Annotated in this window: 21 protein-coding genes; 12 read left to right on the plus strand and 9 right to left on the minus strand. The window is 70.0% G+C overall.

Annotated features, from left to right (window positions below):
* Positions 1-7 precede the first annotated feature (7 nt).
* Positions 8-538: an SRPBCC family protein gene (locus tag VJ693_RS25280; RefSeq protein WP_324158889.1), complete on the minus strand. Its 531-nt coding sequence runs from the start codon at positions 536-538 to the stop codon at positions 8-10.
* A gap of 50 nt (positions 539-588) precedes the next feature.
* Positions 589-1,923 (minus strand): MFS transporter, encoded by a 1,335-nt coding sequence (locus VJ693_RS25285; RefSeq protein WP_324158890.1) that lies wholly within the window; start codon positions 1,921-1,923, stop codon positions 589-591.
* A 195-nt stretch (positions 1,924-2,118) separates the two neighbouring features.
* Here VJ693_RS25285 and cyoA point away from each other — a divergent pair, with 195 nt between their 5' ends.
* From cyoA to VJ693_RS25325, 8 genes are all read left to right on the plus strand, one after another.
* Positions 2,119-3,198: a ubiquinol oxidase subunit II gene (gene cyoA / locus VJ693_RS25290; protein WP_324158892.1), complete on the plus strand. Its 1,080-nt coding sequence runs from the start codon at positions 2,119-2,121 to the stop codon at positions 3,196-3,198.
* A 15-nt stretch (positions 3,199-3,213) separates the two neighbouring features.
* Positions 3,214-5,208, plus strand: a complete 1,995-nt coding sequence (cyoB, locus tag VJ693_RS25295) for a cytochrome o ubiquinol oxidase subunit I (protein ID WP_324158894.1) — start codon at positions 3,214-3,216, stop codon at positions 5,206-5,208.
* A gap of 20 nt (positions 5,209-5,228) precedes the next feature.
* Positions 5,229-5,855 carry a cytochrome o ubiquinol oxidase subunit III gene (gene cyoC / locus VJ693_RS25300; RefSeq protein WP_324158896.1) on the plus strand — a complete coding sequence of 209 codons (627 nt, stop codon included), beginning with the start codon at positions 5,229-5,231 and terminating at the stop codon, positions 5,853-5,855.
* Complete coding sequence (gene cyoD, locus VJ693_RS25305) at positions 5,852-6,235, plus strand: cytochrome o ubiquinol oxidase subunit IV (RefSeq protein WP_324158898.1); 384 nt, start codon at positions 5,852-5,854, stop codon at positions 6,233-6,235. Before cyoC ends, cyoD begins: the two co-directional genes overlap by 4 nt.
* A gap of 44 nt (positions 6,236-6,279) precedes the next feature.
* Complete coding sequence (locus tag VJ693_RS25310) at positions 6,280-7,071, plus strand: SURF1 family protein (protein ID WP_324158900.1); 792 nt, start codon at positions 6,280-6,282, stop codon at positions 7,069-7,071.
* Positions 7,072-7,075: 4 nt separating this feature from the next.
* Positions 7,076-8,374 carry an ATP-binding protein gene (locus tag VJ693_RS25315; protein WP_414652371.1) on the plus strand — a complete coding sequence of 433 codons (1,299 nt, stop codon included), beginning with the start codon at positions 7,076-7,078 and terminating at the stop codon, positions 8,372-8,374.
* Positions 8,375-8,384: 10 nt separating this feature from the next.
* Positions 8,385-8,921 (plus strand): response regulator transcription factor, encoded by a 537-nt coding sequence (locus VJ693_RS25320; protein ID WP_324158972.1) that lies wholly within the window; start codon positions 8,385-8,387, stop codon positions 8,919-8,921.
* A 105-nt stretch (positions 8,922-9,026) separates the two neighbouring features.
* A complete protein-coding gene (locus VJ693_RS25325) occupies positions 9,027-11,108 on the plus strand; it encodes a M3 family metallopeptidase (protein WP_324158904.1) in 2,082 nt (693 codons plus the stop codon).
* Here the strand turns inward: VJ693_RS25325 and VJ693_RS25330 are convergent.
* Complete coding sequence (locus VJ693_RS25330; RefSeq protein ID WP_324158906.1) at positions 11,024-12,592, minus strand: DEAD/DEAH box helicase; 1,569 nt, start codon at positions 12,590-12,592, stop codon at positions 11,024-11,026. The genes VJ693_RS25325 and VJ693_RS25330 overlap by 85 nt on opposite strands.
* A gap of 366 nt (positions 12,593-12,958) precedes the next feature.
* On the opposite strand from VJ693_RS25330, the gene VJ693_RS25335 reads away from it, so the two are divergent.
* Positions 12,959-15,250: a TonB-dependent receptor gene (locus VJ693_RS25335; RefSeq protein WP_324158908.1), complete on the plus strand. Its 2,292-nt coding sequence runs from the start codon at positions 12,959-12,961 to the stop codon at positions 15,248-15,250.
* Here the strand turns inward: VJ693_RS25335 and VJ693_RS25340 are convergent.
* A complete protein-coding gene (locus VJ693_RS25340; protein WP_324158910.1) occupies positions 15,216-15,452 on the minus strand; it encodes an RNA-binding S4 domain-containing protein in 237 nt (78 codons plus the stop codon). The genes VJ693_RS25335 and VJ693_RS25340 overlap by 35 nt on opposite strands.
* Before the next feature lie 319 nt (positions 15,453-15,771).
* On the opposite strand from VJ693_RS25340, the gene rsgA reads away from it, so the two are divergent.
* Entirely contained in the window at positions 15,772-16,854 is a 1,083-nt protein-coding gene (gene rsgA / locus VJ693_RS25345) for a ribosome small subunit-dependent GTPase A (protein WP_324158912.1), read from the plus strand.
* 21 nt (positions 16,855-16,875) lie between these two features.
* On the opposite strand, the gene VJ693_RS25350 is transcribed toward rsgA, so the two are convergent.
* The 5 genes from VJ693_RS25350 to VJ693_RS25370 form a co-directional block, all read right to left on the minus strand.
* A complete protein-coding gene (locus VJ693_RS25350; protein WP_324158914.1) occupies positions 16,876-17,448 on the minus strand; it encodes a peroxiredoxin in 573 nt (190 codons plus the stop codon).
* A gap of 12 nt (positions 17,449-17,460) precedes the next feature.
* On the minus strand, positions 17,461-17,943 hold the full coding sequence (locus VJ693_RS25355) for a nuclear transport factor 2 family protein (protein ID WP_324158916.1): 483 nt from the start codon (positions 17,941-17,943) through the stop codon (positions 17,461-17,463).
* Positions 17,944-17,986: 43 nt separating this feature from the next.
* On the minus strand, positions 17,987-19,198 hold the full coding sequence (locus VJ693_RS25360; RefSeq protein ID WP_324158918.1) for a hypothetical protein: 1,212 nt from the start codon (positions 19,196-19,198) through the stop codon (positions 17,987-17,989).
* A complete protein-coding gene (locus VJ693_RS25365) occupies positions 19,195-20,082 on the minus strand; it encodes a hypothetical protein (RefSeq protein ID WP_324158920.1) in 888 nt (295 codons plus the stop codon). Before VJ693_RS25365 ends, VJ693_RS25360 begins: the two co-directional genes overlap by 4 nt.
* A 109-nt stretch (positions 20,083-20,191) precedes the next feature.
* Positions 20,192-22,255, minus strand: coding sequence for an alpha/beta hydrolase family protein (locus tag VJ693_RS25370; protein ID WP_324158922.1), 2,064 nt, complete (start codon positions 22,253-22,255; stop codon positions 20,192-20,194).
* 60 nt (positions 22,256-22,315) lie between these two features.
* On the opposite strand from VJ693_RS25370, the gene VJ693_RS25375 reads away from it, so the two are divergent.
* Together VJ693_RS25375 and VJ693_RS25380 are read left to right on the plus strand one after the other, a co-directional pair.
* Complete coding sequence (locus VJ693_RS25375) at positions 22,316-23,236, plus strand: DUF808 domain-containing protein (RefSeq protein WP_324158924.1); 921 nt, start codon at positions 22,316-22,318, stop codon at positions 23,234-23,236.
* Between the two features lie 122 nt (positions 23,237-23,358).
* Positions 23,359-23,571: a hypothetical protein gene (locus VJ693_RS25380; RefSeq protein WP_324158926.1), complete on the plus strand. Its 213-nt coding sequence runs from the start codon at positions 23,359-23,361 to the stop codon at positions 23,569-23,571.
* The last annotated feature ends 47 nt before the right edge of the window (positions 23,572-23,618 follow it).

The raw sequence follows: 23,618 nt of genomic DNA on the forward strand, positions 1-23,618 counted from the left end.
CGGCGCGTCAGCCCTTCTCGGCCAGGGCCTTCAGGTTGGCCAGGCCGGCGTCGAAGTCCTTGCCGGCCATGTCGTTCATGAACAGGCCCATCCAGCGTGCGATGGGGTTCCTGCCCATGTCGCCGTCCATCGCCCAGGTGACCTTGGTGCCTGGCCCTTCGGGGTCGAAGCGCAGCACGCCGGTGGAGGTGCTGTCGAAATCGGGGAAGTACAGGTCGAAGGTCACGCGCCGGTTCGGCTCGGCGGCCGTCAGCGTCATCCTGCCGTCGCCTTCGCTCGCGCTCTTCCAGGCCCAGCCGGAGCCCGCGCCGGACGCCGCGCCGAAGTACTCGATCTTCATCGCCGCGTCGCGCCGGTTCCAGACCGTCCATTCCTTCCACCGGTGCGGGTCGGCCACCAGGGGGTAGGCCTTCTCGGCCGGCGCGTTGACGACGATGCTGCGCTCGATGTGGAACTTGGGCGACAGCAGCATGCCGCCACCGAACAGCACGAGCGCGAGCAGCGCCACGACGATGGCGACGATCTTCAGGATCTTCATGGCATGCCCCTCCCTGGCGCTCAACGCCCGTGTTGGCCGTGTCGGCCGGCTCAGTCCCGCACGCCCGACAGGGTCTTGTTCACCCGCAGCGCCAGCAGCGTGCAGGCGGCCCCCGACAGCAGGTACAGGCTGACCGCCACCAGCCCGAAGCGGGCCGACAGGCCCAGCGCCACCAGCGGCGCGAAGGCGGCGCCGACGAGCCAGGCGAGGTCGGCGGTCAGCGCGGCGCCGGTGTAGCGCAGGTGCGGCAGGAAGTTCGAAGTCACCGAGCCGGCCGCCTGGCCGTAGGAAAGGCCCAGCAGCACGAAGCCGATCAGGATGAAGGCGTCTTCGCCGGCGCTGCCGCCGCTCAGCAGCCACGGGGCCGCCAGGCTGAAGCCGGCGATCAGCACCGCCACGCCGCCCAGCGTGCGGCGGCGGCCGACACGATCGGCCACCAGGCCCGACAGCAGCATCGCCACCGCGGCCAGTGCGGCGCCGACCAGCTCGACCGACAGGAACTGGCCGATCGAGCGCTCCGAGTACAGCATGACCCACGACAGCGGGAACACCGTGACCAGGTGGAACAGCGCGTAGCTGGCCAGTGCGGCGAAGGCGCCGATGAAGATGTTGTGGCCCTGCTGCGACAGCAGCTCGCGCACGCTGCAGGGATCGAGCTCGTGCAGCTCGAGCTGGCGTTCGTACTCGTGCGTCACGACCAAGCGCAGCCGGGCGAACAGCGCCACGACGTTGATCGCGAAAGCCGCGAAGAAGGGGTAGCGCCAGCCCCAGGTGAGAAAGTCGCTCGCCGACAGCTCGCCCCACAGGTAGGCAAATATGCCGCAGGCCACGAAGAAGCCCAGCGGCGCGCCGAGCTGGCCCAGCATCGCGTACCAGCCGCGGCGCTTCTCGGGCGCGTTCAGCGCCAGCAGCGAGGGCAGGCCGTCCCACGAGCCGCCCAGCGCGAGGCCCTGGCCGATGCGGCACAGCGTCAGCAGGGCGATCGCCAGCCCGCCGGCGTGCTCGTAGCCCGGCAGCAGCGCCATGCCGACCGTCGAGCTGCCCAGCAGGAACAGGGCCACCGTCAGCTTGGTGCCGCGCCCGAAGTGGCGCTGGATCTGCATGCCGGCCAAGGTGCCCAGCGGCCGCACGACGAAGGCCACCGCGAACAGGGCGAAGGCGAGCAGGGTGCCCTCCAGCCGGCCGACGAAGGGGAAGAAGACCGACGGGAAGACCAGCACCGAGGCGATGCCGTAGACGAAGAAGTCGAAGTACTCGGACGCGCGGCCGATCACGACGCCGACGGCGATGTCGCCGGGGGCAACGCTGGCTGGCAGTTCGTTCGGGTCGGAGGAGGGGGATGCGGGGAGGGGATGGGGCAGGGCGGGGTGTGCGGCAGAAGTCATGTTTTGAGCTGGGCCAGGAGGGGGCTGGGACAAATTGTCCAATCGTTGATTTGTATCAATCAGGATAGATTCCCGCCCGCTGCGCAACTATCGTTTACCCGCGCCAAGGAGCGACGGGCCGCTCCCGAGCTCCTTGACCCCCACGGGGGGCGGGCCGGGCGCAGCTCGGCCCTGGGGGCGCACACCGTATCCCTGATGCAACTGCTTCGTACTGCCGCCGGCCGCATCGCGCCGGCAACCCTCGCGCTTGGCCTGGCCGGCTGCCTGTCCGGCTGTGACTGGGTGGTGATGAAGCCGCATGGCGACATCGCCGCCCAGCAGTCCCAGCTGATCGTCACCTCCACGCTGCTGATGCTGCTGATCATCGTGCCGGTGATCGCGCTGACGCTGGTCTTCGCCTGGCGCTACCGCCAGTCGAACGCCGCGGCCACCTACACGCCCGATTGGGACCATTCGACCCGGCTGGAGCTGGTGATCTGGGGCGCGCCGCTGCTGATCATCATCGCGCTGGGCACGATCACCTGGATCAGCACCCACAAGCTGGATCCGTACCGCCCGCTGGACCGCATCGATGCCGCGCGCCCCGTGCCGGCCGAGGTGAAGCCGCTGGAGGTGCAGGTCGTCGCGCTGGACTGGAAGTGGCTGTTCGTCTACCCCGAGCAGGGCATCGCGACGGTCAACGAGCTGGCCGCGCCGGTCGACCGGCCGATCCAGTTCCGCATCACCTCGTCCAGCGTGATGAACGCCTTCTACGTGCCGGCGCTGGCGGGCATGGTCTACGCGATGCCGGGCATGGAAACCCAGCTGCACGCGGTGATCAACAAGGCCGGCCAGTACGAGGGCATCTCGGCCAACTACAGCGGTGCCGGCTTCTCGAACATGCGCTTCGGCTTCCTCGGCCTGTCGGACGCCGATTTCGCCAAGTGGGTCGACGGCAACCGCGTCTCCGGCCGCACGCTGGACCGTGCCGGCTACCTCGCGCTCGAGCAGCCCAGCGAACGCGAGCCGGTGCGCCGCTACGCGAGCGTCGAGCCGGGCCTCTACGGCACGATCCTGAACCGCTGCGTCGATGCCAACAAGATGTGCCTGCACCAGATGATGGCCATCGACGCCGCCGGCGGCGCCGGCAAGGCCGGTGTGGCCGGTCTGACGCGCCAACCGTGGCGCAACGAGGCCGGCGCCGTCGCCGAACGCACCGTCGTCGCCGCGCTGTGCACGCCGGCCAACCCGGGCGGCGCGCCCACCGCACAGCTCGGCGTCACCGCGCAACCCTGAGGCCGCGAGTCCCTTATGTCCACCGACCTGAATTCCCTCATCCTCGGCCGTCTCAGCTGGGAGGCCGTGCCCTACCACGAGCCCATCCTCGTGGCCACCTTCGCGATGGTCGCGCTCGGCGGCCTGGCCGCGCTGGCCGTGCTGACCAGGTTTCGCCTCTGGGGCCCGCTGTGGCGCGACTGGATCTGCAGCATCGACCACAAGAAGATCGGCATCATGTACATCGCGCTGGGCATCGTGATGCTGCTGCGCGGTTTCGCCGATGCGCTGATGATGCGCGCCCAGCAGGCCATGGCCTTCGGTGATGCGGCCGGCTTCCTGCCGCCGCACCACTACGACCAGATCTTCACGGCGCACGGCGTGATCATGATCTTCTTCGTGGCCATGCCGCTGGTCACCGGCTTCATGAACTACGTGGTGCCGCTGCAGATCGGCGCGCGCGACGTTGCCTTCCCGTTCCTGAACAACTTCAGCTTCTGGATGACCGCCGGCGGTGCGGTGCTGGTGATGATCTCGCTGTTCATCGGCGAGTTCGCGCGCACCGGCTGGCTGGCCTACCCGCCGCTGTCGGGCCTGCTGGCCAGCCCCGACGTCGGGGTCGACTACTACCTGTGGTCGCTGCAGGTGGCCGGCATCGGCACGACGCTGTCGGGCATCAACCTGATCGCGACCATCATCAAGATGCGCGCGCCGGGCATGACGATGATGAAGATGCCGGTCTTCACCTGGACCTCGCTGTGCACCAATGTGCTGATCGTCGCGACCTTCCCGGTGCTGGCGGCCGCGCTGGCCTTGTTGACGGCCGACCGCTACCTCGGCACCGCGTTCTTCACGAACGACCTCGGCGGCAACGCGATGCTCTACGTGAACCTGATCTGGATCTGGGGCCACCCCGAGGTCTACATCCTGGTGCTGCCGGTGTTCGGCATCTTCTCGGAGGTCGTCTCCACCTTCAGCGGCAAGCGCCTGTTCGGCTATGCGTCGATGGTCTACGCGACGGTGGTGATCACGATCCTGTCGTACCTCGTGTGGCTGCACCATTTCTTCACGATGGGCTCGGGCGCCAGCGTCAACTCGTTCTTCGGCATCACGACGATGATCATCTCGATCCCGACCGGGGCGAAGATCTTCAACTGGCTGTTCACCATGTACCGCGGCCGCATCCGCTTCGAGGTGCCGATGCTGTGGACGGTCGGGTTCATGGTCACCTTCGTGATCGGCGGCATGACCGGCGTGCTGCTGGCGGTGCCGGCGGCCGACTTCGTGCTGCACAACAGCCTGTTCCTGATCGCGCACTTCCACAACGTGATCATCGGCGGCGTGGTGTTCGGCATCTTCGCCGGCATCAACTACTGGTTCCCCAAGGCCTTCGGCTACAAGCTCGACCCGTTCTGGGGCAAGTGCTCGTTCTGGTTCTGGCTGGTCGGCTTCTGGGTCGCCTTCGCGCCGCTGTACGTGCTGGGCCTGATGGGCGTGACGCGCCGCATGAGCCACTTCGACGACCCTTCGCTGCAGATCTGGTTCCAGATCGCCGCTGCCGGCGCGGTGCTGATCGCCCTGGGCATCGCCTCGTTCCTCGTGCAGCTCGTCGTCAGCTACCTGCGCCGCGAGCAGCTGCGCGACCGCAGCGGCGACCCGTGGAATGCCCGCACGCTGGAATGGTCGACCGCCTCGCCGCCGCCGGACTACAACTTCGCCTTCACGCCGATCGTGCACGAGCAGGACGCGTGGTTCGACATGAAGAAGCGCGGCGCGCAGCGCCCGACCAGCGGCTTCAAGCCGATCCACATGCCCAAGAACACGGCCGCCGGCTTCGTCATCGCGATGCTGGCCACGGCCTGCGGCTTCACGCTGATCTGGCACATGTGGCTGCCGGCGGCGCTGGCCTTCGCGGCCACGGTCGGCGCGGCTGTTCTGCACACCTTCAACTACCGGCGCGACTTCCACATTCCCGCCGATGCCGTCGCGCACAGCGAGCAGACCCGCACGCTGCAGCTGGCCGCGGCCTGAAACCACCAACTCGACCTGCCATGCTGAGTCCGATCCCTGTCACCGCCGCCGGCACGCCGCCGGTCTTCTACGACGACGGCACGCACCACCCGCAGCAAGGCACGCTGCTGGGCTTCTGGCTCTACCTGATGAGCGACTGCCTGGTGTTCGCCGTGCTGTTCGCGGTCTATGCCGTGCTGGGCCGCAGCTACGCGGCGGGCCCCTCCGGCGCCGACCTGTTCGACCTGCCGATCGTCGCCGCCAACACCGCGCTGCTGCTGCTGTCGTCGATCACCTACGGCTTCGCGATGATCGCGATGCAGCACGGCAAGAAGAAGCAGCTGCTCGCGTGGCTGGCCCTCACCGGCCTGTTGGGGCTGGGCTTCCTGTCGCTGGAGCTGACCGAGTTCGCCCACCTGATCCACGAAGGCGCTGGCCCGCAGCGCAGCGCCTTCCTGTCGTCGTTCTTCACGCTGGTCGGCACGCACGGCCTGCACGTCACCTTCGGCACGATCTGGCTGGTCACGCTGATGGTCCAGGTGAACAAGTTCGGGCTCATCAACGAGAACAAGCGGCGCCTGGTGTGCCTGTCGATGTTCTGGCACTTCCTCGACGTCGTCTGGATCGGCGTCTTCACCTTCGTCTACCTGATGGGAGTGCTTCCGTGAGCACCCAAGACCACGCTTCGCACGACCACCATCACGATGATGTGGGCTACCACGCCACCCTGCGCGGCTACGCGACCGGCTTCGTGCTGTCGGTGGTCCTGACGGCGATCCCCTTCTGGCTGGTGATGGGCCAGGTGTTGCCTTCGCCGAAGCTGACCGCTTTCGTGATCCTCGGCTTCGCCGCGGTGCAGATGGTCGTGCACATGATCTACTTCCTGCACCTGAACGCGAAGGTCGAGGGCGGCTGGTCGCTGCTGGCACTGACCTTCACCGTGGCGCTGGTGGTCATCCTGCTGGCCGGGTCGATCTGGGTCATGTACCACATGAACACCAACATGATGCCCAAGGCCGACGCGCAGATGATGCGCAACATGCCCTGACGGCCATGCAAGCCGACGGCCGAGCCCCTCGTTCGACGCGGGCCTTGATCGCACTGGTCGGGGCCCTGGCGCTGGCCTGCGCCGGCTTTGCGGCGCTGGGCGCCTGGCAGGTCGAGCGGCTGGCCTGGAAGCAGGGGCTGATCGCCCGCGTCGAGCGGCAGCGCCATGCGGCGCCGTCACCCGCGCCGGGCCCGGCCCAGTGGGCGGCGCTGCAGCGCGATGCCGACGAATACCGCCAGGTCACCGTGCGCGGCGAGTTCGTTCATGCGCGGGAGACGCTCGTGGCGGCCACCACGGTGCTGGGCAGCGGCTACTGGGTGTTGACGCCGCTGCACAGCGACGAGGGCCATTGGGTGCTCGTGAACCGGGGTTTCGTTCCGCCCGAGTGGCGCGAACGCGCCCGCCGGCGTGCGGACGAACCGCAGGGCATGCAGGTCGTGACCGGCCTGCTGAGGCTGTCCGAGCCCGGGGGCCGCCTGTGGCAGCACAACGACCCGCAGGCTGGCCGCTGGTACTCGCGCGACGTGGCGGCCATCGCCGCTGCGCGCGAGCTGCCGGCCGCCACGCCCGGCGTGCCGATGGCGCCCTACTTCATCGACGCGGGGGCCGACGGACCCAACGTGCGCGGCGCCGCCTGGCCTCGCGCCGGCCTGACGGTCGTGCACTTCAGCAACAATCACCGGGTCTACGCCGCCACCTGGTTCGCGCTCGCCGCGATGGCCGCCGGCGCCATCGGCTACCTCCTGATCGACGAGCGGCGGTTGCGCCGGATGGCTGGAGACTTCCCCGTTGTCATCCACTCCACTGCCCGACATCTCGCCGAACCCCGACGCTGAGGCGCTGCGGCCCACGCTGGGCGAGGGGGATCGCGCGCCGGTGCAGCTGGCCGGGCGGAAGAACCTGCTGCAGCTGATCCAGCTGCGCTGGCTCGCGGCGGCCGGGCAACTGGCCACCATCGTGCTGGTGCAGTTCGCCCTCGGCGTCGCGCTGCCGCTGGAGAAGATGCTCAGCCTGCTGGCGGTGCTGGCGCTGTTCAACCTGGCGAGCTGGCTGCGCAGCCGCCTGGCGCTGCCGGTGGGCAACGGCGAGCTGTTCGCGGGGCTGATGGTCGATGTCGCGGTGCTGACCGGGCAGTTGTACTTCGCCGGCGGTGTCACCAACCCCTTCATCCACCTGTACCTGCTGCTGGTCGCCGTGGGGTCGGTGCTGCTGCGGCCGCACTTCATCTGGGCGCTGGTGGTCGTGACCAGCCTGTGCTTCGTGGGCTTGACGCAATGGCACCGTCCGCTCGCGATGGCCGAGCTGTCGAACCCCGCGCTGACGCCCGAGTACATCGGCGGGCTGTTGCTGTGCTACGTGCTCAATGCCTCGCTGCTGGTGATCTTCATCACCCGCATCGGCCGCAACCTGCGCCAGCGCGACGCCCGCCTGGCCGACCTGCGCCAGCGGGCTGCCGAAGAGGAGCACATCGTCCGCATGGGGCTGCTGGCCTCGGGCGCGGCGCACGAACTGGGCACGCCGCTGGCGACGCTGTCGGTGATCCTCGGCGACTGGGCGCGCATGGCCCCCTTCGCCGGGGAGCCCGAGCTGCGGGCCGAGATCGAGGAGATGCAGCTGCAGCTGCAGCGCTGCAAGAGCATCGTCGGCGGCATCCTGATGTCGGCCGGCGAGTCGCGCGGCGATGCGCCCCTGCACACCACGCTGCATCGTTTCCTCGACGGGCTGGTCGAGGAGTGGCGCACGACCCGGCCGGTGGCCCGGCTGGAATACCGGCGCGACGGCGTGCCGGACCTGCCGATCATCTCCGACTCGGCGCTGAAGCAGATGATCGGCAACATCCTCGACAACGCGCTCGAGGCTGCGCCTTCCGCTCCGCTGACCCTGCTGGCCGCCTGCAACGACGACACCTTGTCGCTGCGTGTGCTCGACGAGGGCCCCGGCTTCCCGCCCGAGATGCTGGTGCAGTTCGGCAAGCCCTACCAGTCGAGCAAGGGCCGGCCCGGCGGCGGGCTGGGGTTGTTCCTGTCGGTCAACGTCGCGCGCACGCTGGGGGGCCGCATCGTGGCCCGCAACCGCCCCTTCGGCGGCGCGGAGGTCATCGTCACGCTGCCGCTGGCGGCGCTGATGCCGCCAGAATAGGCCACCGATGATGGACCCTGAACGGCTGCTGCTGATCGTCGAGGACGACGACGCGTTCGCCCGCACGCTGGTGCGCTCGTTCGAGCGCCGCGGCTACCGCGTGCTGCGCGCGGCCTGCCTGGACGACATCCGCCGCCTGCTCGAGGCGAACCGCCCCGGCTACGCGGTGGTCGACCTGAAGCTGGCGGCGGGCGATTCGGGCCTGGCCTGCGTGCAGCACCTGCACGGATTCGACGCCGCGATGCTGATCGTCGTGCTGACCGGCTACGCGAGCATCGCCACCGCGGTCGAGGCGATCAAGCTCGGTGCCTGCCACTACCTGGCCAAGCCGGCCAACACCGACGACATCGAGGCCGCGTTCGCGCGCGGCGCGGGCGACGCCGAGGTCGAGCTGACCGAGCGCACCTCGTCGATCAAGACGCTGGAGTGGGAGCGTATCCACGAGACCCTGGCCGAGACCGGCTTCAACATCTCGGAAACGGCGCGGCGCCTGGGCATGCACCGCCGCACCCTGGCACGCAAGCTGGAGAAGCAGCGCGTCAAGTAGCCGCGCCCCGCGGCAAAGGCGCGCGGCGATTGGGGTGAATGGGCAGGGGCGCCGGGCGGCAGCGATGGCATCATCGAACGCGCCTGGACTGATACCCCGAACCGCATGAGCATCGCCGCCGACCCGAGCACCAACCCGCTGCTCGAACCCTGGACAGCGCCCTTCGGCCTGCCGCCGTTCGACCGTATCCGCCCCGAACACTTCGCCCCGGCATTGGCCGAGGCGATGCGGCAGCACCGGGCCGAACTGGACGCGATCGGCATGCAGCCCGAGCTGCCGACCTTCGAGAACACCGTCGAGGCGGTCGACCGCGCCGGTGCGCTGCTCTACCGCATCGAGTCGCTGCTGGGCAACCTGACGGCCTCCGAAACCTCGCCGGCGCTGCAGGCTGTGCAACGCCAGATGGCCGCGCCGCTGGCCGCGCACGACAGCGCGGTCAAGATGCACCGTTCTGTGTTTGCGCGGCTCGACCTGCTGCACCGCGACCGCGCCGCGCTCGGCCTGCCGGCCGAAGGCCTGCGCCTGATCGAGCGCCTGCACCTGGATGCCGTGCGCGCCGGCGCCCGCTTCACGCCGGACGAGCAGCGGCGCTACTCGGCCATCATGCAGGAGCTGGCGGAGTTGACGACGCGCTTCGCGCAGAACGTGCTGGCCGACGAGTCGAGCTACCTGCTGCCGCTGAACGACGAGGCCGATCTGGCCGGCCTGCCCGCATTCGTGCGGGCGGCGGCCAGCCAGGCAGCCGCCGAACGGGGCCTGCCCGAGGGTGCGCATGCGATCACGCTGAACCGCTCGCTGATCGTGCCCTTTCTGACCTTCTCGCAGCGGCGCGACCTTCGCGAGAAAGCCTGGCGCGCCTGGGTGGGCCGCGGCGAAACCGGCGGGCCGACCGACAACCGCGCGCTGGCCCGCCAGATCCTGCGGCTGCGGCGCCAGCAGGCCCAGGCCCATGGCTTCGCCAGCTACGCCGACTATGCGCTGGCCGACACGATGGCGGGCCACCAGGGCGCGGTGCGCGATCTGCTCGGCGAGGTGTGGACGCGGGCGCTGCCGGCCGCGGAGCGTGAGCGGCAGGCGCTGGCCGAGACGATGCGCAGCCACGGCGTCGACGAGCCGTTGGCGGCCTGGGATTGGCGCTACTGGTCGGAGAAGGTGCGCCAGGCGCGCTACGCGATCGACGAAGCCGAGCTGAAGCCGTATTTCGCGCTCGACAACATGGTGCAGGCACTGTTCGACTGCGCCGGGCGGCTGTTCGGTGTGCGCTTCGAGGCGCGGCCCGAGATCCGGGCTTACCACCCGGACGTCAAGGCCTACGAGATGTTCGATGCCGAGGGCCGCAGTGCGGGCCTGTTCCTGCACGACAACTTCGCGCGCCAGAGCAAGCGCTCGGGTGCCTGGATGAGCGACTTCAACTACCAGTCGCGCAACCGCGCGGTGGCGGCGCCGATCATCGTCAACAACAACAATTTCGCCAAGGCCGCCCCGGGCCAGCCGACGCTGCTGTCGTTCGACGATGCGCGCACGCTGTTCCACGAGTTCGGCCACGGCCTGCACGGCCTGCTCTCACGCGTCACCTACCACCGGCTGGCCGGCACGCAGGTGCTGCGCGATTTCGTCGAGTTGCCGTCGCAGCTGTTCGAGCATTGGCTCGGCCAGCCCGAGGTGCTGGCGAGACATGCGCGCCACTGGCAGACCGGCGAGTCGATCCCGGCCGCGCTGATCGAGCGCCTGCAGGCGGCGCAGCGCTGGGGCCAGGGGTTCGACACGGTGAGCTACCTCGGCAGCGCGCTGGTCGATCTGGCGCTGCATGCGCGCAGCGAGGCCGAGGCGCCGCAGGACTTGAGCGCGTTCGAGCGCGAAGAGCTCGCGCGCCTGGGCATGCCCGAGGCGATCGGCGTGCGGCACCGGCTGGCGCACTTCCAGCACCTGTTCGCCGGCTCGAGCTACGCCTGCGGCTACTACGTCTACCTCTGGGCCGAGGTGCTGGACGCGGATGCCTTCAACGCCTTCGAGGAGGCCGGCAATCCATTCGATGCGCAGGTGGCGGCGCGCTTGCACCGCCACATCTATGCGGTGGGCGACACGGTGTCGCCCCAGCAGGCTTACACCGACTTCCGCGGCCGCTTGCCGGCGATCGAGCCCTTGTTGTCGAAGCGCGGCTTGCTCGAAGGAACGAACCTCGGCTGAGCAGGGCGCTGACCACGGTCGTGGCGCGGGGCCGCGTCGGCGCGGACGAAGCCAGGGCGGTCGGGCCGCTCGCGATGCTCGAACGGCGCGCGCTCGCGTTGCTCGAACGCCGGGCGCTCGCGCTGCTCGAAGGGGCTGCGGTCGGCCGGCGGGCGGCGATCACCGCCGAAGCGGTCCTGCCCCGGCTGGGCGTACGCAGGGCGCGGGCCGCCACGGTGGTTGTTGTTGTTGAAGTAGTCGCCGACGCGGCCATAGCCCGGGCCCTTGCCCCGCGGTGCGCCGCTGCGCGGCGGGCGCTGGAAGGTGTCCGGCGCCGGGCGGGTCGGCTCCAGGCCCTCGACGGTCGCGACCGGGATCGGCTGCGTCGTGTAGTGCTGGATGCGGCGGATCATCGGCACGTCGCGGCGCTCGGCCAGCGTCACTGCGCGGCCCGAGCGGCCGGCGCGGCCGGTGCGGCCGATGCGGTGCACGTAGTCTTCCGCCTTCAGCGGCAGGCCGTAGTTGATGACGTGGCTGATGGTCGGCACGTCGATGCCGCGCGCGGCGACGTCGGTCGCCACCAGGATGCGCAGCTGGCGCGAACGCAGGCCCTGCAGCACGCGGTTGCGGCGACCTTGCGGCATGCCGCCGTGCAGCGACGCGACCTTGTGGCCCATCTCGTGCAGGCGATCGGCCAGGCGGTCGGCGTCGATCTGAGTGCTGGTGAAGACGACGGCCTGGTCGACCTCTCGCTCGGTCAGCAGGGCATCGAGCAGCGCGTGCTTGTGGTCGAGGTCGTCGGCCCACATCAGCTGCTGGGCGATGTTCTCGTGCTTGGCGGTGTGGCCAGTGATCTGGATGCGCTCGACGTCGGCGCGCTGCAGGCGCTGGGCGAGCTGGCCCACTTCGCCGTCGAAGGTGGCGCTGGCCATCAGCGTCTGGCGCTTCTCGGGCAGCGAGGCAGCGATGTGCTCGATGTCCTCGATGAAGCCCATGTCGAGCATGCGGTCGGCTTCGTCCAGCACCAGCATCTCGACGTTCTCGAGCACGGCCTTGCCGCTGCCGAGGTGGTCGATCAGGCGGCCCGGGGTGGCCACCAGGATGTCCAGCGGGCTGCGCAGCGCCTTCAGCTGGGCCGGATAGGGCACGCCGCCGACGACCGTCGTCACCGACAGGAACTGCACGTGGCGGCCGTAGTCGGACGCGGCCTTGCAGACCTGCATCGCGAGTTCACGGGTGGGCACCAGCACGAGGATGCGCGGGCCGCGCACCACGCCGCGCTGCGGCTTCTGGGCCGGGTCCTTGCGGGCCTCGAGGACACGCATCAGCGCGGGCAGCACGAAGGCGGCGGTCTTGCCGCTGCCGGTGTTGGAGCACACGCGAAGATCCTTGCCGGCCAATGCGGCCGGGATGGCGCGCGCCTGCACGTCGGTGGGTTTTTCGTAGTTGGCGGATTTGAGCGCGCGCAACAGGGCCTCGTCGAGGCCGAGCGATTCGAAAGTCATGAAGAGTCCTGGCCGCCGGAACCTTGCGGCCGGCGTGCGGTGGGGCTAATGAAATACATCGCCGCCGACCGCGCCCGCCGACGTTCGCGTCGTGCGGGCCTTCAAGGACTTCGTTGGCACCGGCGAAACCGGCCCACCGAACAGACTGGGAGGTCAGAGGGGATGAGCGTGCAAGCACTGCCTGGTGAACCAGCCCGTGAAGGTGGCCCACGTCAGTGCAGCCGCGCATTCTAGCGTAAACCCGGATCCGATGCACAAAGCTTTGCATGGCTCGGGTCATGCGGGCACCGGCCGCGCCGTGATCCATGACCCAGAATCCGGGCTTCAACACGCCGACCGATGCCCCGTTCATGCCCCGCGTGCCGGGTGGACCACGCCGAACCGTCCGCCCCCGAGTCTGCCGAGACCTCCCGCGCCCGCTGCCCGCTGCCCGCTGCCGCGCTGGCGCTCGGTCTCGTGCTGTTCGCGCTGGCCGGCCCGAGCAGCGCCCAGCCCGCGCCGCCCGGCGATGCCGCCTCGGCGTCCGCTGGCCCGCCGAAGCCGGCCGCGCAGCGTGTCGAGGTCACCGGCGCGCGGCAGAGCGACACCGAGGAGCGCCGCCGGTCGACGGCGGCCAAGATCATCGTCGGCCGCGACGAGATCGAGCGCTTCGGTGACGCCTCGCTCGGCGAGTTGCTCAAGCGCCTGCCGGGCGTCACGATCGGCGGCACGCCGGGGCGCGGCGGCGCGATCCGCATGCGCGGGCTGGGCAGCGGCTACACGCAGATCCTGCTCGACGGCGAGCGCGTGCAGGGCGGCTTGTCGCTGGACTCGATCGACCCCGAGATGGTCGAGCGCATCGAGATCCAGCGCGCGCCCACGGCGGAGACCGGCGCGCGGGCGATAGCCGGCACGATCAACATCATCACCCGCGAGGGCTTCCGCAAGCAGCTCAACGACCTGAAGCTCAGCGCCGGCGTCGAGAACGGCATCGTCTCGCCGGGCGTGAGCTGGACGCGCGAAGACAAGTGGGGCGATCTGGCCTACAAGCTGTCGCTCAACGCCTGGTCGTGGCGGCGTGACGACGATGGCGTCACGACGACGAGCGCCCCGGGCTACGAGCAGCGCGAGGAGAGCAGCTCGGTCAGCCGGCGCCATGGGCTGAACGCCAATGCGCGGCTGCAGTGGCCGCTCGGCGAGGGCGAGTCGCTGATGCTGATGCCCTTGCTCGTGTTCTCCGAGGGCGACGGCGTGCGCCGCTCGGTGGCCAGCACCGAAGGCACGCCGCCGCCGGGCCTGCAGGCCTACGACCGCAGCACCAGCGACAGCGACGGCCGCTTCCTGCTCGCCCGCCTGAACGGCCAGTGGCGCCAGCGGCTGGGCGACGGCCGCGTCGAGTGGCGCGGCGGCGTGGCGGCCTCGCAGTCGACGAATCATTCGCTGCGCCGCGAATTCAACGGCGACGAGGCCCTGCCCATGCTCGACGAGAGCACCGACTCGCGCGAGCGCAACGGGCACCTGAATGCCAAGTACACGCTGCTGGTGGGCGAATCGAACAGCCTGGTCGCCGGCACCGAGCTCGACGCCGCGCACCGCAGCGAAGACGGCCGCACCACGCTGCGAGACCCGGCCACCGGCGAGCCGGTGCTCAACCCCGACAGCCACGAAGCGCTGCTCGACAACCGAGACGCGCTGCAGGCCTCGACCCGGCGCTATGCGCTGTACGCACAGGACGAATGGAACCTGACGCCGCAATGGGCCGCGCACGCCGGCCTGCGCTGGGAGGGCATCACGACCGAAGGCGAAGGCGACGATGCGGGCGGCACGCGCAACGAATCCAGCGTCTGGACGCCACTGCTGCACGCGGTGTGGAAGCCCGAGCCGAAGGGCCAGGACCAGGTCCGCTTCAGCCTGACGCGCAGCTATCGCTCGCCGACCTTGCAGAACCTGCTCGGCCGGCTCAACGTCTCGTCGCGCTACCCAACCGGCGACAACACGCCGACCAGCCCAGACCGGGCCGGCAACCCGGACCTGCGGCCCGAGCTGGCCACCGGCATCGACATCGCGCTCGAGCGCTACCTGCCCGGGGGCGGCATGCTCAGCGCCAACGTCTTCCACCGCCGCATCACCGACCTGATGCGCACCCTGACCACGCTGGAGCAGGTGCCGGGCTTCGACAACCCGCGCTGGGTCGCGCGGCCGCGCAACGTGGGCGAAGCGACCACGCAAGGCATCGAGCTCGAAGCCAAGCTGCGCCTGAACGAGCTGGTCGACGAGGCGCCGGCGGTCGACCTGCGCGCCAACCTGAGCGTCTTCAGGTCGAAGGTCGACAGCGTGCCCGGCCCGAACAACCGGCTCGACCAGCAGCCCGGCGGCACCGCGAACCTCGGCGCCGACTACCGTTGGCCGGGCACGCCGTTGACGATCGGCGGCAACCTGAACCTCACGCCGGGTTACACGACGCGGCTGTCGGAAACGCAGTGGCTGGTGCAGTCGGCCAAGCGGGTGGTCGATGCGTATGTGCTGTGGACGATCAACCCGGCCATGCGGCTGCGCGTGACCGCGAGCAACCTGCTGCACGAGGACAGCGAGAGCACCAGCCTGGTCGACGAGGAGCGCGCCGACGCGGTGGCCTCGACCTTCGTCAACTGGCGCTTGCAGCTGGAGCTGAAACTCTGACCGATGCCTCGCCGAGCTGCACGACGCGGCCGGCGCGGATCTTCGCCGTCTTGCGCAGCTCGACCTCGCCGTCGACACGGACCTCGCCGTTGACGATCAGCTGGCGCGCGTAGCCGCCGCTGGGCGCGAGGCCGGTGGCCTTGAGCAGGGCATCGAGCGCGATGTGTTCGCCGCGCAGTTCGAAAGCGATCGTCTGGGTCATCGGCTCGATTGTCGCGCGTGGGCCGCGAGGGGTTGACAGCGCCGCGTGCTCGCCGCAAAGTGCGCACCCTCGGCGCCGCGCTCGCGGCACCTCACCCAACCGCAAGGAGGCAGCCATGGATGAAGTCGTCACCACCCGCCTTGCGGTTCGCCGGCATCACGCCACGCATCCTTGCGCTGACTGACAGCGCCCCGGCCCTCGCTGCCGGGCGATCCGCACCCCACCTGTTTCGTTCTGGCCCTTCGGCCAGGCGCCGGCTTGCGCGCGCCGCTTCATGCGGCCCGCGCGAGGCCCACTCGTCTTTGCGGATCACGCTGTCATGTTCGACACGATCGACTTTCAAGCCCTGCGCGCCATCGGCCTGACCCAGGCCCTCGTCGCGCAGATGTTCAACCTCCAGACCGAAGCCAGCGATCGGCTGATGCGCGTGACCGAAGTGCAGCGCGACCGCGTGCGGCTGCACGACGGTCACGCCGAGCACATCGCGCAGATCTGGCCCACGCTGCGCATCGCCTTGCAGATACAGGACGAGTCGCTGGTGGTGGGCGACTGGGTCGCCGCCCGGCGCGATGCCGCGCTCGGCGACACCTGCTGGGTGGCGGCGCGCGTGCCGCCGGTCAACCACCTCGTGCGTCGCGACAGCAGCGGCCGGCGCCAGGCGTTGGTCAGCAACGTCGACACGGCGCTGCTGGTGATGGGCGCCGGGCAGGATTTCAACCTGCGCCGGCTCGACCGCTATCTTGCGCTGGTGCGCCTGGCCGGCGTGGCGCCGCTCGTGGTGCTGAGCAAGGCCGATCTGTGCACGGATCCCGCAGCGCGTGTCGACGCGGTGCGGCGCCACCTGAGCGGCCAGGTCGACGTGCTCGCGCTGAATGGCCTCGATCCGGCCAGCATCGAGGTGCTGTCACCCTGGCTCGGCGAGGGCCAGACGCTGGTGCTGCTGGGCTCCAGCGGCGCGGGCAAGAGCACCTTGACCAACACGCTGACCGGTGCGATGGGCGACGCCGTGCAGTCGACGGGCGGCGTCCGGCGCGGCGACGAACACGGCCGCCACACGACCACCACGCGCTCGCTGCATCGCTGCCTGGCCGGGGCTTGCATCATCGACACGCCGGGGCTGCGCGGGCTGCAGGTCGATGCCGACGAGGCGCAGCTCGATGCGGTCTTCGACGACATCTCGCGCCTCGCGCCGCTGTGCCGTTTCCGCGATTGCCACCACGAGGACGAGCCTGGCTGCGCGGTGCGCCCCGCCGTGCCGGCCGGGCGACTGCTGAGCTACCACAAGCTGCAGCGCGAGGCCCAGCGGCACGAGATGACGGTGCTCGACCGGCACCGGCTGATGGCCGAGTGGAAGGCGCGCGGCCGCGTGGCGAAGGCGATCAGCCGGGCCAAGCGCGGTTGATGGGGCACCCGGCCGCGCCGGCTACTTCGGCTGGCCGGCTTTCCACTCCTGCACCACCTTCATCGCCGCACCGACGTGGCCATCCGGGTCCATGCTCTGGTAGGTCAGCAGCACCTTGCCCTGCGGACTGATCACGTAGGAGATGCGGTTGGCCATGTCGGGCTTCACGGCCAGCTGCGCGTCGTACTGCTGGATCACCTTCGCGCCGGGATCGGCCGCGACGGCGAACTGGTTGCGGCAGGCCTCGACCGAGAACTTCTTCAGCGTCTCGATGTCGTCGTTCGACATGCCGATGACGGTGGCACCGAGCGCCGCGAATTTCGGCGTCGCTTCGGCGAACTGGTGCGCCTCGACCGTGCAGCCGCTGGTGAAGGCCTTCGGGTAGAAGTACAGCACCACCGGCCCCTTCTTCAAGGCCTCGGCCAGCACGAAACGATAGGGTTGGCCGCCGAGGGCGGCATCGGCGCTGAAGTCGGGCGCGCTGTCACCGATCTTCAAGGCGGCCCGGGCCGGCACGGCCATCGTCGCCAGGCACAGGGCCGCCATGGCGAGCAGGCGGCCGCGGGTGCTTGCGGTGTTCGAGATGAGGTTCATGGAAGGGCCTCCTTACGGCTTGGGACAGTCACAGGCATCGTTGCCCATGTCGAGCACGATGCGCCATTGGCCGGGGGTTTCCTGGCGCCAGACCGAGTTGAAGCGGGCCACGAGCTTGCCGGCCGGGTCGCGCACCGGGCCGCTGCTCAGCGCCAGCTCGCCGTTGCTCATCACGACGACGTTGTCGGGCTCCCACGAGAACGGCGGCTGTGGGCCCTCGAAGAACTTCGTCCAGGCGGCGACGACCGCATCGCGGCCGCGCAGCGGGCCCTTGCCGCCCTGGAAGACCGCCTCGGCCGAGAGAAAGCTCGTGAAGCCCGCAAGATCGCGGTCAGCGATGGTCTTCGCGAACGCCCGCTCGGTGTCGACGACGGTCTGGCGCAGCCGCTCGGGGTCCGGCGCACCGGCCGTGCCTTCGGCCATCGCCATGCCCAGGCTGCCGAACGAAAGGCCCAGCGTGGCCAGGCTGCGGGCGAGCCAACGCGTGGTGTGCATGGCGACGAATCCTGGAGTGGAGCAACGCCGCTTTGTACCAGTTTCAGGGGCCGGACCCGAGCTCCTTCATCTGATCCTCCGCCTCGTTCACGTCCTTGGTGTATTCGGTGAGGTAGCGGTCGCGCTCCTCGCTCGACCATTCGGCGTCGGAGAAGGCCGTCAGCGGGTAGCTGCGCGTGCGGTGCACCAGGCCGTCGCGGCGCGGCATCAGCGCCCGGTCGGGGAAGGTGTCGGGCTTGAGCAGGAAGGCGTCGACGTCGCGCAGTGTCAGCGGGAACTCGGGCTGCGCATCACGCAGCAGCTTGCCGAAGACCTGCAGCCGGATCTGCTGCGGCCCGGCGGCCAGTTCGTCGTTGAAGCTGACCAGCGCGAACGGGCGGCCGTTGGCGTCGTCGATGCGGCCGGTCGCGACATAGCGCCCCGGTTGCAGCACCTGCGCCGGCAGGTACAGGTTCAGCGAACCGGCCTCGACGGCCTCGCGCACCCCGGCGCCCCAGGTCGCGGGGGCGGAAGGCGAGTGGATCACGTCGAAGTAGGCGTAGCCGCTGTGCTCGCCCGACTGCAGTGCGAGCTCGACGCGGATCACGCCGTCGAGCTCGGCGAAGCCGTCGCGCGCGGGCTGCAGCCGAAAGCTCAACACCGCGTCGCCGGCCTGCACGTCGCCGTTGCGGCCGTCGTCGGTGAACGCCACCGGCACGGTGGGTGCCGGCGGCTTGTCGAGTGCGGGCCGGGCGCCGCCCGGGCCTTCGTGTGCCACCGCACGCGGCACCTGCAGCGGCAGCGGCTTGCCTTCGCCATCGACCGCAGCCACGGTGAACAGCACGCTCTCGTCGCCGAGCACAAAGACCCGCTCCTGCGTGGTGCGCAGGATCAGCCCTTCGACCACCGGGCCGCCGGGTTCGCGCAACGGGCGTTCCTCGGTGATGGGCTGGTTCGGGCGCATCTGGTCGGCGTGCTCGGCCGCCGGCCGCGAGTGGTGCGGGTAGCGTGTCGCTTCGCGGTAGCTGTCCAGCGTGTGGCGCGCGCGCTGCAGCCGCTGCCGCCACAGTGCCCGCTCGGCGCTGCGGTCGGCCTGGGCGCCGCGCGGCGGCATCGCGCTGGCGGCCGGCGCGGCGCCGCCGGCGAGGGTGGGCGCGGCATCGGGCCGGGCCGCGCCGGCGTCGGCCGCGGCGTCGCCGGCCGACGCCCACCAGGCGAGCAGCGCCACGGCGGCGGCCGCGCCCGCCGCGGCAAGCCAGCGCCGGCGGGCCGTCACTTGGCGTTGGCCTCCATGTCGGCGCGCACCTTGCTCACGATGCCGGCCCAGTTGCCGTTGGTGTAGTGGTTGTAGGCCTCGCTGCCGTCACGGAAGGCCACCGAGTGGTAGCTCCACTTGGCCCGGCCGCCTTCGTTCTTCGCGGTGCCCAGCGTGAGGTCGTTGCAGAACCAGTCCGACGGGTTGCAGAACGAGCCGCCGCTGCTGCCCGAGACACCGCCGCTGGAGTGGTAGGCGATGGCCTCGTCGTCCTGCCCGGGCAGGAGGAAGGAGTACAGCGTGCCGTTGGCACCGGCGTACATGTAGAACCACTTGGCGCGCGTGTTGTTGTGGTCGTACATCGCGCGGGCGGTGCTGGTCTTCAGGTCGGACACGAGCGGCTCGTCCAGTGCCCAGTCGCCCGAGTTGGCGAGCTCGGAGCCGCCGGCCGCGCCGCCGGCCACGTCGACCCACTTGATGTTCCAGCCGGTCTGCGAGCTGCCGTCGAGGTTGCCGCACTGGCCTTGCGCGTTCGGTGCGGCGTTCTTGACCATGCGGGCGGAGCCGCCATAGAGCGCGAGCGAGTAGCCGATCTGCAGGTTGCCGGCGCTGTGCACGGCGATGTAGCACCAGTTCTGGCCGGTGCAGTAGCAGTCGAGCGCGTCGCGCACGAGGTAGTTCTGGTCCGAGACGTGGTTGTAGCCGTCCCAGTTGACCGACTTCTTGTTGACGCCGGCGTTCGCCGACGCCGGGCCCCAGTAGCTGAAGTCGGCGTGGTTGCCGAGCTGGCCGCCGCCGGTGCGGCCGTTGATCCACAACGAGTAGTTCGTCGCGTGCGCCACGGCGACCATGCCGGCCACCACGGCCGCGGCCAGCAGCACTCCTCGCACCCTGCGGTTTGCCATGCCTGTCTCCTGATCTTGTAGAAAAAGCACGATCGTTCGATAACGTGCCCGCACACTTTGCGATCAGGCGGGGCCGGGTGACCAGCGGGGAATCCCGAGGAACGGCCGATCAGGGCAGCTTCAGCACGTCGCGCAGGAACAGCACCGTCGCGTAGAACTGGTAGTCGGCGTTCTCCTTGCGGGCGAAGCCGTGGCCCTCGTTCTCGGCGCGCAGGTACCACACCGGGGTGCCGTTGGCGCGAGCCCGGGCGACGATCTGCTCGGCCTCGGTCCACGGCACGCGCGGGTCGTTGCGGCCCTGCACGACGAACAGCGGCTTGCGGATCTTCGAGGCGTTCGTCAGCGGCGAGATCCTGTCGAGGAATTCGCGCATCGCCGGCTCGCGCTCGTCGCCATACTCGACGCGGCGCAGGTCGCGCCGGTAGCTCTCGGTGTTGTTCAGGAAGGTCACGAAGTGCGAGATGCCGACCACGTCGATCGAGCCGGCGATGCGGTCGGCGTAGTTCGTCGACACGGCCAGGCTCATGTAGCCGCCGTAGCTGCCGCCGATCACGGCCACGCGGCTCGCGTCGAGATTCGGCTGGGTGGCGATCCAGTCGAGCAGGGCACCGATGTCCTTGACCGAATCTTCGCGCTGCATGCCGTTGTCGAGCGCGACGAAGGTCTTGCCGTAGCCCGCCGAGCCGCGCACGTTCGGCTGCAGGATCGCGATGCCCATCTCCTCGACGAAGTAGTTGTTGCGGTTCAGGAAGCCGAAGGTGGCCTGGGCCTCGGGGCCGCCGTGGATGTGGATCAGCACCGGCCGCTTGCCGGTGTAGCGCGCCGGCGGCAGGGTCAGCAGGCCCGAGATCGTGCGGCCGTCGAAGCTTTTCCAGCGCACGATCTGCTGCGGCGCGAATCGGGTCGGGTCGACACCGGGCGGCGCGTAGGCGCGGGTCCACTGCTGCACCTGGCCGCTGGCCGGATCCAGGCTGTAGACCTGGCTCGGGCCGGCCGAGCCGTTCAGGCCGAAGGCCAGCTCGCCGCGCTGCTTGTGGAACTGGGTCGTGCCCAGGTTGCCGGCCGGCAGTGCCGGCGCGGGCAGCTCCTTCAAGCTCAGCGCGTCGAACAGGCGCAGCCGGCCCATGCCGTCCTCGTTCAGGCGCAGCGCGGCGAGTTGGCCGTCCTCCGACAGGCTGCCGCCGGAGACATCCCAGGGGATGTGGCCGGTGACGCGGGTGCGGGCGCCGGTCGCCAGGTCGATGCGCAGCATCTCGTTGAACTCGCCGGCGCTGTCGCTGATCACGAACAACGCGCGGTTGTCACGCGAGAAGCCGGCGGCCAGGTAGGTCGCCTTGCCGCCCGTTCCCGCCGCAGGCAGCAGTTGGCGGCGCTCGCCCGAGGCCAGGTCCAGCAGCCAGACCTGCGATTCGTTGGCCGACACGTAGTTGGTCAGGGCGGCCTGGCGGTTGTCCCACGAGACGCTGCCGGCGAACCAGCCGCCGCCGGGCAGCTCGGCGAGCTTGCGCCGCTCCTGAGGGCGCAGCGGATCGAGCAGCCACAGGGTGCTGACGATGCTCGCGCGGGTCGCGCCGCCGGCGGTGCGGTCCAGCGGCACCGAGGTGTGCAGCAGGCGGCTCGGCCGGCCGGCCTGCGCATGCAGCCAGGTGTCCAGGTTGTGGCGCTGGTCGGGGTCGGTCAACAGCGTGACTTCGCGCGTGGCCGGGTCCATGCGGTAGAGCTGGTTCACCTCGTTGCCGCCGGTGTCGCGCTCGAAGACGATGTAGCGGCCCTCCAGCGGCTCGTAGCTGGCACTGAACACCGGGTCGGCGAAATCGGTCAGCTTCTCGGGCTCGGCCAGCGGCGCGCCGATGCGGTACAGCTGCGGCGTATTGCCGCCCGCGCCGCGGTGGCTGACGAGCATTTCGCGCCGGGTCGGATGCCAATCGAGGAAGGCGTGCCCGCGGAAATCGGTGTATTTGTCGACGGCCTGCACCAGCGTGCGCGGCACCGGCGGGATGCCCTCGACATGCAGCTTGGGGTTGGGGGCGAGGGTGGCGTCGCCCGGTGGCGCCGCCGCGGCAGTGCCGACGGACGAGGGCGGCGCGCCGGCACAGGCGGTCAGCGCCAGGACCGCGGCGCCGGCCAGCGCTGCTGCCGACAAGCGGATGGAGGTGAGGCGGATGTGATTCATGGCGGCGACTTTACCCAGCCACCACCTAACATCGCGCTTTCGCCACACCCGCCTCATGCCATGGCCACTGCCAGCCTGCTCGCCCTGCTCGACGACATCACCACCGTGCTCGACGACGTGGCGGTGCTGACCAAGGTCGCGGCGCAGAAGACCGCGGGCGTGCTCGGTGACGACCTGGCGCTGAACGCGCAGCAGGTGGCCGGCGTGCGGGCCGAGCGCGAGCTGCCGGTGGTCTGGGCGGTGGCCAAGGGCTCGTTGGTCAACAAGGCCATCCTGGTGCCGGCGGCCCTGGCGATCAGTGCGGTCGCGCCGTGGCTGGTGACGCCGCTGCTGATGGTCGGCGGCGCCTACCTGTGCTTCGAAGGCGCCGAAAAGCTGGCGCACCGCTTCTTGCACGCCCCGGCCGAGGACGAGGCCGAGCACGCGAGCCTGACGCAGGCGCTGGTGGCCGGCAGCGTCGACCTGGTCGCTTTCGAGAAGGACAAGATCAAGGGTGCGGTGCGCACCGACTTCGTCCTGTCGGCCGAGATCATCGCGATCACGCTGGGCAGCGTTGCCGATGCGGCGCTCGCCACCCAGGCCAGCGTGCTGGCGCTGGTGGCGGTCGTGATGACGATCGGCGTCTACGGTTTCGTGGCCGGCATCGTCAAGCTCGACGACGCGGGCCTGGCACTGAGCCGGCGGCCCGGTGCGCTCGTGCAACGTGGCGGCGCGCTGCTGCTGGCGGCCGCGCCCTGGCTGATGCGTGCGCTGGCCGTCGTCGGCACGGCGGCGATGTTCCTGGTCGGCGGCGGCATCCTGGCGCATGGCTTGCCCTGGCTGCATCACGCGGTCGGCGCCGTTGCCGCGGCGCTGCCGCTGGGTGCTGGCCCGATCACGCTGCTGGCCAACGCCTCGGTCGGCGTGGGCGCCGGCGCGCTGCTGGTGCTCGCGATGCGGGGCATCGGTGCACTGCGGCAACGCATGTCGGACAAACCCTGACAAGCGCCCCCGCCGGGCACCGACAGCCCACATGGGCCTCCATCCGCTGTCAGGCGGGTGTCGGCTGCCTAGAGTGAAGTCCGTACACCGAGCATCTTCCGGTGCCAGTTGGAGACCGAAGAATGGACATCTCCGTTACCCACCAGCGCTATGCGCTGCGCTTCCAGTCCCTCTTCAACCAGGGGCGCGCGATGGTCTTCCCGTGTGATGAACGGGGCCAGGTCGACCTGGATGCCCTGAGTGAGCGGGCACGCGAGAACTACTTCTACGCCCGCGCCGTGATCGGCTTCGAATACACCGAGCCGGCGGTGACGCCCGACTACTCGGCCGGCTGAGAGCCGGACCCCACCCCCCCAATGGCGGCCACAAACAGGGGATAGCC

It is taken from the genome of Ideonella sp. (assembly GCF_035254525.1).
Lineage (GTDB): Bacteria > Pseudomonadota > Gammaproteobacteria > Burkholderiales > Burkholderiaceae_C > Ideonella.

Coding starts and splice junctions, on each gene's coding strand:
- VJ693_RS25280 (WP_324158889.1), bottom strand. CDS start 538: ATGAAGATCCTGAAGATCGTCGCCATCGTCGTGGCGCTGCTCGCGCTC.
- VJ693_RS25285 (WP_324158890.1), bottom strand. CDS start 1,923: ATGACTTCTGCCGCACACCCCGCCCTGCCCCATCCCCTCCCCGCATCC.
- cyoA (WP_324158892.1), top strand. CDS start 2,119: ATGCAACTGCTTCGTACTGCCGCCGGCCGCATCGCGCCGGCAACCCTC.
- cyoB (WP_324158894.1), top strand. CDS start 3,214: ATGTCCACCGACCTGAATTCCCTCATCCTCGGCCGTCTCAGCTGGGAG.
- cyoC (WP_324158896.1), top strand. CDS start 5,229: ATGCTGAGTCCGATCCCTGTCACCGCCGCCGGCACGCCGCCGGTCTTC.
- VJ693_RS25320 (WP_324158972.1), top strand. CDS start 8,385: ATGGACCCTGAACGGCTGCTGCTGATCGTCGAGGACGACGACGCGTTC.
- VJ693_RS25325 (WP_324158904.1), top strand. CDS start 9,027: ATGAGCATCGCCGCCGACCCGAGCACCAACCCGCTGCTCGAACCCTGG.
- VJ693_RS25330 (WP_324158906.1), bottom strand. CDS start 12,592: ATGACTTTCGAATCGCTCGGCCTCGACGAGGCCCTGTTGCGCGCGCTC.
- VJ693_RS25340 (WP_324158910.1), bottom strand. CDS start 15,452: ATGACCCAGACGATCGCTTTCGAACTGCGCGGCGAACACATCGCGCTC.
- rsgA (WP_324158912.1), top strand. CDS start 15,772: ATGTTCGACACGATCGACTTTCAAGCCCTGCGCGCCATCGGCCTGACC.
- VJ693_RS25350 (WP_324158914.1), bottom strand. CDS start 17,448: ATGAACCTCATCTCGAACACCGCAAGCACCCGCGGCCGCCTGCTCGCC.
- VJ693_RS25355 (WP_324158916.1), bottom strand. CDS start 17,943: ATGCACACCACGCGTTGGCTCGCCCGCAGCCTGGCCACGCTGGGCCTT.
- VJ693_RS25365 (WP_324158920.1), bottom strand. CDS start 20,082: ATGGCAAACCGCAGGGTGCGAGGAGTGCTGCTGGCCGCGGCCGTGGTG.
- VJ693_RS25370 (WP_324158922.1), bottom strand. CDS start 22,255: ATGAATCACATCCGCCTCACCTCCATCCGCTTGTCGGCAGCAGCGCTG.
- VJ693_RS25375 (WP_324158924.1), top strand. CDS start 22,316: ATGGCCACTGCCAGCCTGCTCGCCCTGCTCGACGACATCACCACCGTG.
- VJ693_RS25380 (WP_324158926.1), top strand. CDS start 23,359: ATGGACATCTCCGTTACCCACCAGCGCTATGCGCTGCGCTTCCAGTCC.